Here is a 12723-nt window from a genome sequence, read left to right on the forward strand (position 1 = left end):
ACTCTTGAATGACCTGGGCTTTGAAGGACTTGGAATAGGAACGGCGTGTTGGCTGCATGAAATACCCGCTTAAAAGGCTAGAACTGGTGTCCACTTAAATTTAAGTGCACACCATGTCTTGGCTTTGCGGGGCTTGGTAGGTGACTTGGCCGGACGGATACAGAGTTCTTCGCCTCCGCTGACGATATCAAGCAGGGGGCAGTTGAGGCGTCGACTACCTGCTTTAAGTACACAGTCAGTAGTCAAGTGATCCCCAAGAAGGGTGTCAGTGTCGACGATGCAAGGGACGGTATCTCTCGATACTTGAGTCATTTGGTCGCAAGAACGGTTTTCTATCCTATGCTGAATCGGCTGAAGTAAAGGTTGCTTAGTACATAGGCGGGGGCCGTCCGTATCGCAAACATAATGCAGAGGCAGAGATGACATCGATATCCAGAAGAGTCTTCCTGAAAGTGGGAGGCGGTGTTGCAGCGAGCGTGGCCATCGGGGTACCTGAACTCACACAAGCGGCGACATCACTGCCAGTGGTAGAAGGGCGAGTCAATCTCCCCTACCAAATGAAAGCGATCACCAACGCGCAGAAATTGCAGGTCAACACACCCTTTTCATTTTTCTATCCTGACGCGGCCTCACCTTGCGCGTTGATCAAAATGGGCGCACCTGTTCCGGGGGGCGTCGGCCCGGAGCGCGACATTGTCGCCTACAGCATGCTATGTACACACATGGGTTGTCCGGTTGCCTATGACGCAGGACAGAAGTTGTTTAAATGCCCCTGTCATTTCAGCATTTTCGATCCTGAGAATATTGGCCAAATGGTTTCCGGCCAAGCTACTGAGAACCTGCCAAGCATAGTGCTCGAATACAACCCCAAAGACGATTCGGTACGTGCAGTTGCCGTAGAAGGGTTGATCTACGGACGTCAGTCCAACCTCCTGTGATAAGGAGATTCAAATGGCAACCAACAAAGATCGTGTAGCGCTCCCACCTCCAGGGGCCCAAAAGACCAACCTGACATGCCACTTCTGCATCGTGGGTTGTGGCTATCATGTGTACAAATGGCCGGAAAATCAGGAAGGCGGACGGGCACCCGATGAAAACGCACTCGGGCTCGACTTCCGCAAACAGCTACCTCCTTTGGCTGTCATCATGACCCCGGCGATGCAGAATACGATCACCGACAAGGATGGTAAGCGCTACAACATCATGATCGTGCCGGACAAACAGTGCGAAGTGAATAAAGGGTTGTCTTCCACACGAGGCGGACAGCTCGCCAAGGTCATGTACAGCCCCGATGGCGTAGGCAAGGAGCGGTTACGCAGTCCACGCGTTTATGTGGCTGACCAGTGGGTGGACACCAGCTGGGATGATGCGCTGGCGCTTTATGCGGGCGTGACCAAGAAGATTCTAGATAATGACGGGCCAGCCGCGCTCGCCTTTGACTGCTTCGATCACGGAGGTGCCGGGGGCGGGTTTGAGAATACCTGGGGCACCGGCAAGTTGATGTTCACAGCGCTGAAAACTCCGCTGGTACGTATCCACAATCGCCCGGCCTATAACTCCGAGTGCCACGCCACCCGCGAGATGGGCATTGGCGAACTGAACAACAGCTATGAAGATGCCGAGTTGGCCGACGTCATTGTTGCCATCGGCTGCAACTCCTACGAAACCCAAACCAACTACTTCCTGGCCCACTGGATACCCAATTTACAGGGACAGACGATCGACAAACGTAAACAGCGTTTTCCTGGAGAAACCGTTGCACCAGCGAAAGTGATTTTTGTTGACCCGCGCAGGACACCGACCATTGCTGTTGCCGAGCAAGCGGCGGGCAAGGACAACGTGCTTCACCTGGATATCGAACCGGGAACGGATATCGCCCTGTTCAACGGCCTGTTGACCTACGTGGTTGAACAAGAGTGGCACGACAAGGAATTTATCTCAGCCCATACCAAGGGGTTCGATCAGGCACTTCAAGCCAACAAGCTGTCGCTCGAAGAAACCAGCCACATCACCGGCGTGTCGGCGGAGAAGCTCAAGCTCGCTGCCGAATGGGCCTACAAGCCTAAAGCTTCTGGTCACCGCCCCCACACCATGCATGCCTACGAGAAAGGGATTATTTGGGGCAATGACAACTACCTCATCCAGTCTGCTTTGGTCGATTTAGTGCTTGCGACCCATAACGTCGGACGACGGGGTACAGGTGTGGTGCGAATGGGCGGGCATCAAGAGGGTTATACACGCCCACCTTATCCAGGCACTACCAAGATCTACGTGGATCAGGAGGTCATCAACGGCAAGGGCATGATGTATACCGCTTGGGGAGCTAATCCGTTTCAGACCACGCTCAATGCCGAGCAACATCGCACGGTCATTCTGAAGCGCGCCAATATTGTCAGGGAGGCTATGGCCAATGTTCGCGGCGGCTCAACCACGCAGATGGTGGATGCGATCTACGATGCGGTGAAAAACAAAGGTGGGCTCTTCCTCGCCAATATCAACCTCTACCCCACCAAGCTAGCAGAAGCCGCGCACGTGATGCTGCCAGCAGCCCATCCGGGTGAGATAAATCTCACCTCTATGAATGGGGAACGCAGGATGCGTCTGTCGCAAAAATTCACCGATCCTCCTGGTTCGGCGAAAGCCGATTGCCTCATCGCGGCAGCTATCGCTAACACCCTCCGGCAAATGTATACCGCCGAAGGAAAGCAGGACATGGCGGCGCGCTTCGCAGGGTTCGACTGGAAAACTGAGGAGGACGCGTTCAATGACGGCTTTCGTATGGCCGGGCAACCCGGTGCTGGCCCTATTGATAGTCAGGGTGGAACCACGGGCAATATTGTCACCTACGAGCGATTGCAAGCCATGGGCAACAATGGAGTCCAGTTACCCGTCAAGGAGTACCGAGACGGCAAACTGATCGGCACCGAAATGCTGTACTCCGATTACAAATTCGACACGCCGGACGGCGAAGCTGAGTTCAAACCAGCGACGTGGCCAGGCCTGCCAAAGCCGGTGGAGGAACAGAAGGAGAAGCACCAGTTCTGGGTCAACAACGGACGTATTAACGAGGTATGGCAAACGCTCTATCACGACCAGTACAACAGTTTTGTGCAGAGGCGCGTGCCGATGGCTTATCTGGAAATCAATCCTGATGATGCCCAAACGTTGGCTATTGCATCCGGGGATGTGGTCGAGGTGTTCAACGACTACGGCTCGTCCTATGCGCTGGCCTATCTAGAGCCGGATATCAAACGGAATCAGACGTTCATGCAGTTCGGCCATTTCAATGGCGTTATGGGTGATTTAACCACGCCATGGGTTGATCGAAACGTAGTGCCTTATTACAAAGGGACATGGGCGAGTATTCGTCGTATTGGGAAAGTGGAAGAATTCAAAGAGACAATCAGCTTCAAGTCACGAAGATTTAAGGCATAGCTGTTTCACGCCCGCTAGGCGTTTCTTTCCGAGGTCTTTACGATCATGGTATTGGGGCGAGCGCAGTCTCGCAGGTGGTGAGGGAGGACGTTGTGCGCAAATTTGTTCTTTCCTCTCGCGCGTGAGGGACAGGTATAGATCTCCTGCTCTCTCTATGGCCTGGGAAAACGAGGCGCTTGACCGAGCCATTCTGCATGATCCGGACTTCTCACTCGCATATGCCGCCCGTGCTCGCTTGCATGCGATCCATGTCCGGCTTTCTCAAGCGATAGCAGGCAGTTCGATAGCTGAAGCTTTGATGGTGTGCCACGGGACTGAACAGGAATGTAATCACGTAGGTATGCCACCAGGCCTGCCAGGTTGTTCCAGAAACGGTTGTCCAGACTACCGTAAGGTCAGTTCTTCCCGATCTTCTTCCGCTTCAGCCTGGAAGACCTCAATGAGTTTCTGGTTGTAATCGTCCAAATAGGTCTGCAAACCCTCCCGATCAACGAGGCGTACCCCGGCGGTGGTGGCGAGTTCCTTGGCCGACTTCGTGTAGTACGAATTGGTGACTACCATGGCTTCGTCACAACCGTAGAACGCCTTGGCTGAGATCGCTTGCTGAACTGCAGCGTTGCCAACGGAGCCGGTGTAGTTTTTTGCCTGGATCACCATGTTTTTGCCAAACCGGCTCACGAACAAGTCGGCCCCTTGATCGGCGGTCTTCTTGGTTTCCTTAACGTCGAAGCCGATGGTCTGGAAAATCTCGACCAGGAACGCCTCGAACTGGAACCCGTCCATCGCGTCCACCAAATACATGGTGATGAACCGGTTGGGGTTGAAATGCTCAAGCTGGCTTCCCAAGCGTTCGACGAGGATGTCGAAGTAGATACCTTCGCAAAGACTGAGCCCGGAGCGGAAAGCCGGCAAGGAAATCAAAGGAGTGTTGGTCGTAGCGTTCGTTTGAGCATTGAACTGGACACCCTGGTACGAAATATCGTTCTCCCAGAGGTAGTAGTAGAACAGAGCGAGATCAGATCTGAACGTCGTTCCAGCCTCATCGATCCATGACCGAAGGGTCTCGGCCAAGTCGGCTTTGATGTGGCGACTGAGCTCTCTGGAGAAGCCAAGATAGGTCGAGTTGAATGCAGTGGTCAGAAGCAGTTTGTCCAGTAGCGAGGGCAAACCTTCAAGCTCATCGAACCCCTTGCGGATCAGCACCTCGCGAAACAGCTCGCGTTCGGTGTACACACCATCGAGCCTTGGGCCTGGCACGCCGGCATCGTTGCTGGTGGAAGAGGTTTCACGGGTAGTGTGGATGAAGTTCGTGAAGTAGGGCTGCTTGAGCTGTGCGTATTTTCTTAGCACATTGTTGAGCAGATCGTTCAGCTGTGCCTGCTCTTTCTTCTTGCCCAGAAAATCTTTGAGGAGTCCCTTGGACTGGTACTGAAAGTCCGGGTAAAAGGAAGGATCGAGTGGCGTCAGATGTTGAGCGCGCAGCTCTGCAGATGGTGATACCTGCGAGCTGTTGCACCAAGGGCAGGTTGTCTCAAAAGTAGTTCTGTTGCATCCATTGCATTGGTAAATCATGGGCGTCTATTCCGGGCTGAAGACTGAGGTGCGGTGCAAGCCGTTACACCTCAATCTTGATCAGTTGCCGCCGCAGGGTAGCTGATTGTCCTGAAAGGTCTCGGTGCTTGAGGCCAGACAATAGCCTAGTGCTATCTACCCGTCTACGGAGGTGGTTTGAACTCGATGCCTACTCGTCAAGGTCACCCTTGGCCACATGTTCCCGGTGGTGCCACTCATGGAGTTCGACGTCGTTGCGATAGGCCTCCAACTGGTTTTCCCCTGGCTCATGGGGGTAATCCTCGGGCCGCATTTCTCGCAGGCAGCGAAGCTGTTCAAGGTTGGATTGAGCCTGTTGAACCCGACGGGATTGAATGATCTCTGCCACCTCCTTGAAGCCAGCTGAGGCCTGGCCATTGTCCCAGTACCACTGCTTCATATCCTTGTAGATCTGGATATGCCGACCATCGAGCCCACCGCTATGATTATCGATGTCAAATGCATAGCGATATGGGTCTAGCTGATGAAGGACGAACTGCTGCAGGCAATAGGCCGTGCCGTACATGCCGTTGAGCAGGATTTCTCGGTGAGTGATGTATGGAGATTCGGTCATTATCGCGTTCTCTTTGGAGTCAAAGGTGTAAGTCTAACCGGCCCTGACGAAGGCTTTCATTCGCGAACAGTGTCGTCTGGTCACTCCGGCTCGGGAGCGTCAAAGAGGCATACGCGCTTATCAGTGCCAGCAGTGCAAGACTGCAGAAAGGAAGTTCCCCGCACGCTGTAGCCTCGAACTATATCTTCCGGCCAGCCTCCGAGACGGACTCTGCCCTTTATGTGATGGTTGACGCTGACATGCTGGAGTCGGTGCTGACGGCGATCATCAATAACGCCAAAGATTTTCGAGCGCTTGATACTGACATCATCGTCGATGGCTACTTAGAGCAAGGGGACGCCGTTATCACTATAAAAAATAATGGGCCTCATATCGCGAATGACCCTATCGAAGAAATTTTTGAATATGGTGTCTCTGTGCGAGACGGCGCAGAGGAGGGCGAACATCTTGGACAGGGGCTGTATATGGCGAAGACCTTTGTTTCACGTCTGAGTGGTAGCCTGACTGCCCGCAACTTGGGTGATGGTGTCTGCTTTGAAATCAGACTTCCATGCGTGGGTTAGGCGGTCAAATTTCAGCTGATTGACCGATTAATGCCATAGTCGGCCCGTTCGGGCCGGCTGGACAAATGTTGAGGTTGGGACTGGTCAGCGAGCAGTGCTGATATCACCTTAATACCTTTGTTACTTTTCAGGTCTGTGGGTGGGACGTGTCGGGTGCTTCGGCTTGGTCTCGGGGTTCACTTGATGCCTTCTGTCATCTTTTCGGTCGTCACGTTTCGGTTTCGGGCCTGGCTTGGCTTAATGTGCGTTGACATACTTGACTTGATATCCGAATGGTTGATTTCAATGGGGTATCTTGTCACCGACATCAGCGGCGTTTATCCAGTCACCATGGTTTCTAGGCGTACCATCAATACCCTAGAACTAATTGCCAAGACCGCAAGGGAAAGGGTATGGAAAAGCGGAAAGCAGCTTTTAGTCAGCGGCGGTGTTACCTGACGAAACTCAATCACTCCAACGCTGCCGTGATGGGAAACGGTGGAGTGAGTCTCACAACAGTTCACCAGCTTTACGAGATCGCGTAAGCCTGATGAGCACTCGCAATCAATCATAGAACCTTGGTGATCTGTGCTTTGAGTATCATGTTCAAACTCAGCCGACGTTTGGTAAAAGTCTTGTATCGACCTTCTCGCTGCGCCGCCGCCGGAGGGGTGGTAGATGTTTTCCACATGCCGAGCACCACGACCTCGTCCCCATTCTGGATACCCTTAAACCACTCGGATTGGGGCGACCAGATACTTACCTCTACGCCAATTCCATTCTCAGGGTTTTCGGGATCCGGCCGGAATTTGCTCATCTGCAGGTTTATCACGTTTTTGCTGGAGTCGCCTTTGAGTCCACAACGAACGCTACTGACTTGGCCGTGGATGGCAATGGGATGCTGCACGGTGTTCTGCGAAACGGCATGAAAGCCTGACATGTGCTGTTCCGATTCGAAATAGAACTGATTCCAGGCTACCTTCACATTGCCTTCAAAGACCAGTTCCAGATGCTGCTCGATATCCTGGTTGCTTGCGCAGAGCGTTCGGAGTTTCAAGGCTCGATTGGCCGAGTTGATATACGCGGGCAACAGCCCAGGATTGGAGGTATAAGTTCTGCCCGTCTTTGTTCTGTCCCCTCCGTCCGGATTTTTCGGCGCGCCTGTCCCCTCCAGGGCCTCTTTAATCATTACCAGTCGCATCCGGTATTTGTCCTTCTGGATACTCTCGATCAACCCCTCAGATGTCTTCGCGATCTTATTGATCTCTTCATCTACACCGAAAGGGCAGTTTGCGGCGTGTGCGCCTTTGGGCAACAACCGGAAATACCCCTGCACGAAGACCGACTTGTCGTGCATCTCCCTGGTGTGCGGAGGATTATGGGTGACATGTGTGCCGCAATGCTTGCATTGCAACGGCTCGGCGCCCAGGCCTTTTTGATAGGTGTCGGCTTCCCACTCTTGCTTGTTCTGATCAAAGGCGGAGCTCATCTTGATGCCCATGCGCATTCCTTGTTCATTAGAATTGGGTGCAACCATTTCCTGCGCAGCCGCAATGGATGGAGATGATGGCGGAGTCGCGTTGTCCTGAGTGCGCATGAGGGCTCGTTGGGCGTGGCGAAAATTCTCGTAACCGGATTCCAGAGCGGCAATGTCGAGTGCTTCGGAGTGGGAGATTTGACGCAAGCGAGCAATGGACTTTGCCTTGCGCTTGATACCACGGAGTGTAGAAGGGGGGACAACAGGGGTGGTGCTCATGTTTTTCTCCGCCCCTTACCGCAACGTCACCCGCCTACGTCGCTTTGGGGCCTGGAAAAATCATGGCCTTGAGCTTTGAGTTCCTGCGGGTAGTGCCGTTTCCAGCTAACACTGACGGGTGAAGTGCGCCTACCCGGCGCAGCCAGAATCTACCAAGCCGTTGTGAAGAGTGCAAGTATCTTGGCGGGCCGCGTTGAGTGTCTACTACGGGCGTTACAGCGGATAGCAAGGCTGCGAATTGGCGCTCAACGTGACCACCCGTTTGCATTCGACTGAGCTGTCATTTATTGGTGCTAGCCGTCGATTGAATCGGATTTGACCAGCACGCTTTGTGAGCATGCAGCAGAGAGGGAGGGGACGCGATCATTTATCCTGACGCCAAGCATCTGTCCAATCCTATACCCTCATCGCAAATACCTGTTCTTCAAATGATGGCTATTGGCGGTTTTTGGGGAGCGGCGACAGCGCTATTCGCTTGATAGGTGGCCCCCGCTATGTGCAGGGCTCTCATAGGAAATACTATTGACATACCAGACGGCCTCGCCCGTCGGGGTCTGCACCACGGCCTCGTCACCTAGTCCCTTCTTTAGCAGCGCCCGTGCCATAGGTGAATCGATCGAGATGTAGTCGTTGCGCCCATAAATTTCGTCGTAACCCACAATCCGGAATTTCTTGAACTCACCATCGTCATTTTCAACCTCCACCCAAGCTCCGAAAAACACCTTCCCCTCCTGCTCGGGTGAATAGTCAACGACCTTGACGTCCTCTAGTCGTTTGCGCAGATACCTGATCCGTCGATCGATCTCCCGCAGCAGCTTTTTGTTGTACTGATAATCTGCGTTTTCACTCCGATCCCCCAGGGATGCAGCCCAGGTGACTTTTTGAGTGATCTCAGGTCGGTAGACGCGCCATAAGTGATCGAGCTCCGCCTTGAGGCTGTCGTGGCCACCGCGAGTGATGATGTTTGTGGCCAAAGCGGCCTCCTTTTGAAGAATTATGCGTACAGATCCGAGCATTTCACAGGTTATGGAATGCGATCAATCACTGCCATGTAGTCAAAGCTGGAAGCGGTGCGATCTGTTCGGACTACGTAAAGGCTGGCTCCAACTCCCTCAGGAACTATCCAGAATTCGGGGGCGGATTTCTTCTGTTTCGAGGTGGCCCATATCAGTTCGAGTTTTTCCAACGCTACGGGATGGGTTACACGGCCAGAGGGCGCATTTGAAATGTAGCTATACAGCTTGGTTTTGAGTTCAAAACGAGAGGTGTAGGGGTAGGGGCCCAGTTGAATGGGGCCGTCACCGATTATGCTGTCCATCTGTATCTTGGGGGCGTGGTGAAGCTCCTGAATTTCTCGGTGTTCTCTTATTCGGTTCCAAACGGTATGACCCTTTTCGACACAGCGTTTGATCCATTGTGTTTCTGCTGCTAGCGCAGCGTCCTTCGATTCACAAATCTCAACGGCCTTGAACAGAGGCATTTGCCCTTTTTCAAGAATCTGGGCGATCTTGGCAGCGGCTCGTTTCGTTCTTGTGTTCGCGGATCTAATGTGGGCTTGCTGGCGGCGGGGGAAATTTCCGGTCTCACCAACATAGAAAGGCTCCTCAGTCTCCGGGTCAATGATGATGTAGACGAGGTATTGCTTGGAAAGATCATCGTGTAGCTCAGGCTGCGCCTTGGCCGTGGGTCGCCTTTCAATCGTATCGGTATTGAAATGGTACACCGGTGAGTGATTTGAGCGCGGGGAGCGAGTGTTCTGCCGATACCATTCCTCCGCAAGTTCAAGCGATCTGAATGAACGATGCTCGGCTTCAGGAAAATGGTCGACAGATGCTCGGGCTCCACCGTCCCATCTGTCAAATATTCCTGTATGGCGTCCATGAATCACTGCATAGAATCGAATCTTTTTTGCCATCCTGAGCAACCTTGATCTTCATATTTAGAAGGCCTCTATCTCGTACCAGAAATGTGGGCGATCTGCCAGGAGTCATCTGGCTGTTTGCCGGCTTTGGGGTATGGCTCTGCTAGGATGAATTCGTCGGCGGCTTCGTTTGAGCTGACAAATTACCTCTCGCACCATTGTGTTCTGATGGCTCAAAGCTGCGGCCCGGAAATTCAAGGAAGGATCATGTCCAAACCAAAATTGCCACCTGAGTCTGAGGTAGTGACCTGGCTGCAAAGGCTTATCGAAAACGACCAGTTGCTCGAAAACATTAAAGGTCAGGAAATCATCACCTCCATAACAGATGCAATTGGGCAGGATTTTTTCATTCCATCCTTCGGCATCGATTACATCTCTCGACGTGCCTCGGCGGAGGCTGCTGGGCACGTACTGGGCCGCCTAGGATTGCTGGAGATTATTTCAATCAACACCAGCATCTCGCTCACCAAGGGGGAAGTGCTACGCCCCGACATCCTCTGTTTCAGTCCCGAGTCGAAGACCCTCGTGGTTTTTGAGGTTAAACGAGCCAGTGAGACTGAGCGGCAGACTGTTACCGAGCTTGCAGGTTATGAACAGGAACTGCGGAACCTGCTGCCATTCCTGGGCAATTTCGATATTTGTTTTGTCGTGGTGGCTGCAGACTGGTCGACGCTTCTGACACACGCAGTCGGTAGCATGAATGCATGGTCGGGCAAGCAATGCTTGGCGCTCAAGCTGGTGTCTATTGAGTCCTCATTCGCGCTGCAGGCCCATCTGCCCGAAGCTTGGCATCTCACCGGTAGCGTGAAGCTGCCACCGGAGGCATTGCCCTCGATCGATCTGTACCTGGTCGAAAAATCAGCGGATGCCATCGACGACGAAGGCGATGAAAATGATGGTGGACAGGCAGAGGGGAATGGCGCTGACGAACGACTGCCGCCACGTTTAGTGATGACCGCAATGGACATCATTGCTCGTGCAGGCGACAGGGCAGGATCACACGGCTTCATGATGCTGTGGCGGGACGTCAATGGCTACGGGCGAGGGCGGTGGTGCATCACGCTGTGCGCCATCGACCCCTACTCCATGTACGCCTGGTGCAAGGAGCACGGGTTGTCGCAGCGTGATTCTGACGCTTCTTTGTTTCTGGACAGCCGCAAGGCCGATATTGCGGGTCAGACGCCTGCCACAATCTACGACCTTGCCAAGGCAGCCTACCCGATTCTGCAGGAGCAGTTTGAGCCTGAGTTCAGCGGAGACTTTTGTTGGCAAATGAAGGCTCGGCAATATCGTCTAAGAGGGGTGCCTACCAGGTTCGAGTTCTGGGGTAGTCTCGGACAACACGCGCGGGAGTTCGTCTGTAACCCGGCCGTGCGGAACTGGTACATGCCCTATATGAGCCAAAACCAACTCGACTGGACAGACCCTGTCGTGGCTATGCCATTGATAGAGAACTTGTCGGCAGGAGTGCCGTTCCCGGGGGGGACAATCAAGTGCAGTGATGCCTTCCTCGTGGGCCGGGCGCTGGGTGATCTCGCCTTGGCCGCTTTCAATGCAGCACCTGATAAAGAGCATGCGGCGAGAATTGAGCCTATGGTTGAGTGGGCCCAGTTGGAGGCGCTCCGTTATGCGATCGAAATGAAGCAGATGTATGACGTGACGGAAGAAATCGTCACTCCTATACCCATGCTGTCCAACGATCCGTCCAGGAAACTCCAGGCAACGGAGGATCTTGCGAAATGGGTGCGGACGGATCTGATCAGTGATCGGCATCCGTTCCATCAGGCGTGTTTTGATCTGGGTTTGCGGGAAGCAATGCTGTTCAGATTGTCTGAGGAAGGAAGCATTGATCGCTTTCCTCCTGATCGACGTCACCAGGCAGCCTTGTTAATTCGGCGCATCCTGAAAGGGGCGATTCTGCGGATGAAGGGTAGTCAAGGTCAGCTTTTACAGTCTGCGGAATATCGCGATTTCGAAGAATACGTGGCCCCGCATTTATCTTCTTGTCTGGACGAGCAGGGGGACGTCGACGGCGTGCGGTTGGATGCAGTGCTTGATGAGATTCCAGATCTTGAACTACTCAGAGCGTTTCCCGGCACATTCGTAAAAGGGATCGATTCAATCGTTCCAGTCGTTCTTCACACCGTTAGCCCAGCTTTTCCCGTGACTGTCGATTGGGAGTGGTTGAAGTCTGGCGTGAGGGCGTTGTTCGAAGAGGGGGATCATCGCCCGGCAGTTATTTTTAACCAGGACGGTACGGTGGGGACTGGTCGGATTATGGGAATCGGCAAATTCCTCTCACCCATCATGGATCCTGACGTGGAGGTTTATCTTCTCGATGAAACATCAGCACGGAACATTGCCATGAAAATGACGTGGGAAGAGGTGAAGGATTTCTATGCTAAACGCAGCGAAGCATTTGGATGAGCGCTCTCTCCTTGGGTACCGATGGTGTTCACCTGGCGTTTAGACGAAATCGAAGTTGGCGTAGCGCCGTCTACGGGTAAGGGAATGGCAATGGGAAGCTTGTGGGGCTTCGTCCATTGCCGTGGTATGGCTTTAGTCTCGCAGCCAGTAAGGAGGGATATCCAAGCCAAGCTCTTCCAACGCCATGTAGATGACCCGTATTGTCTCTGCACAGACTTCACTGATTGAGGATCTCAAGCCCATTGAGGCAATCGCTCATTCAGACCTGGGCGGTGAATTCGCACTGGAAAGAGTGCTGGGGCATTTGGTGGAACGTCGACTCTGTGATGGCTGCTCAGCAAGAACTGCAAATTTTCTGGCGCTGGCTCGGGACGTATTCCTACCTTGGGCTCTATTCACCAGTCGCGACGCCCTCTCGGCTTACGACATTTTCACGTTTTGTAGGCGGCTGGTGGCGACCAATGGCTAAGGTTGTTGG

At 53.4% G+C, this 12723-nt stretch carries 9 protein-coding genes; 4 read left to right on the top strand and 5 right to left on the bottom strand.

Annotated elements, in window-relative coordinates; translation table 11 throughout:
• Nucleotides 1–419 precede the first annotated feature (419 nt).
• Both FBX99_RS13730 and FBX99_RS13735 read left to right on the top strand, forming a co-directional pair.
• Nucleotides 420–938: an arsenate reductase (azurin) small subunit gene (locus tag FBX99_RS13730; RefSeq protein WP_144927253.1), complete on the top strand. Its 519-nt coding sequence runs from the start codon at nucleotides 420–422 to the stop codon at nucleotides 936–938.
• 13 nt (nucleotides 939–951) lie between these two features.
• Nucleotides 952–3435 (top strand): arsenate reductase (azurin) large subunit, encoded by a 2484-nt coding sequence (locus FBX99_RS13735; protein WP_144927256.1) that lies wholly within the window; start codon nucleotides 952–954, stop codon nucleotides 3433–3435.
• Between the two features lie 384 nt (nucleotides 3436–3819).
• Here FBX99_RS13735 and FBX99_RS13740 read toward each other — a convergent pair whose 3' ends face one another.
• The gene (locus FBX99_RS13740; protein WP_145131800.1) at nucleotides 3820–5007 is read right to left on the bottom strand and encodes a restriction endonuclease; all 1188 of its coding nucleotides are present in this window, start codon (nucleotides 5005–5007) and stop codon (nucleotides 3820–3822) included.
• A gap of 169 nt (nucleotides 5008–5176) precedes the next feature.
• Entirely contained in the window at nucleotides 5177–5599 is a 423-nt protein-coding gene (locus tag FBX99_RS13745; RefSeq protein WP_144927262.1) for a hypothetical protein, read from the bottom strand.
• A 239-nt stretch (nucleotides 5600–5838) separates the two neighbouring features.
• Between FBX99_RS13745 and FBX99_RS13750 the strand changes: the two genes are divergently transcribed.
• A complete protein-coding gene (locus tag FBX99_RS13750; protein WP_178111933.1) occupies nucleotides 5839–6162 on the top strand; it encodes an ATP-binding protein in 324 nt (107 codons plus the stop codon).
• 547 nt (nucleotides 6163–6709) lie between these two features.
• Here FBX99_RS13750 and FBX99_RS13755 read toward each other — a convergent pair.
• The 3 genes from FBX99_RS13755 to FBX99_RS13765 all read right to left on the bottom strand — a co-directional run bounded on the left by FBX99_RS13755 (nucleotide 6710) and on the right by FBX99_RS13765 (nucleotide 9812).
• The gene (locus tag FBX99_RS13755) at nucleotides 6710–7897 is read right to left on the bottom strand and encodes a hypothetical protein (protein WP_256662485.1); all 1188 of its coding nucleotides are present in this window, start codon (nucleotides 7895–7897) and stop codon (nucleotides 6710–6712) included.
• A 467-nt stretch (nucleotides 7898–8364) separates the two neighbouring features.
• Nucleotides 8365–8871, bottom strand: a complete 507-nt coding sequence (gene greB, locus FBX99_RS13760) for a transcription elongation factor GreB (protein ID WP_144927268.1) — start codon at nucleotides 8869–8871, stop codon at nucleotides 8365–8367.
• 50 nt (nucleotides 8872–8921) lie between these two features.
• Nucleotides 8922–9812, bottom strand: a complete 891-nt coding sequence (locus FBX99_RS13765) for a viroplasmin family protein (RefSeq protein WP_144927271.1) — start codon at nucleotides 9810–9812, stop codon at nucleotides 8922–8924.
• Between the two features lie 213 nt (nucleotides 9813–10025).
• Here FBX99_RS13765 and FBX99_RS13770 point away from each other — a divergent pair, with 213 nt between their 5' ends.
• A complete protein-coding gene (locus tag FBX99_RS13770) occupies nucleotides 10026–12245 on the top strand; it encodes a hypothetical protein (protein WP_145131802.1) in 2220 nt (739 codons plus the stop codon).
• The last annotated feature ends 478 nt before the right edge of the window (nucleotides 12246–12723 follow it).

Source organism: Pseudomonas sp. SJZ074, assembly GCF_007828215.1.
Taxonomy (GTDB): domain Bacteria; phylum Pseudomonadota; class Gammaproteobacteria; order Pseudomonadales; family Pseudomonadaceae; genus Aquipseudomonas.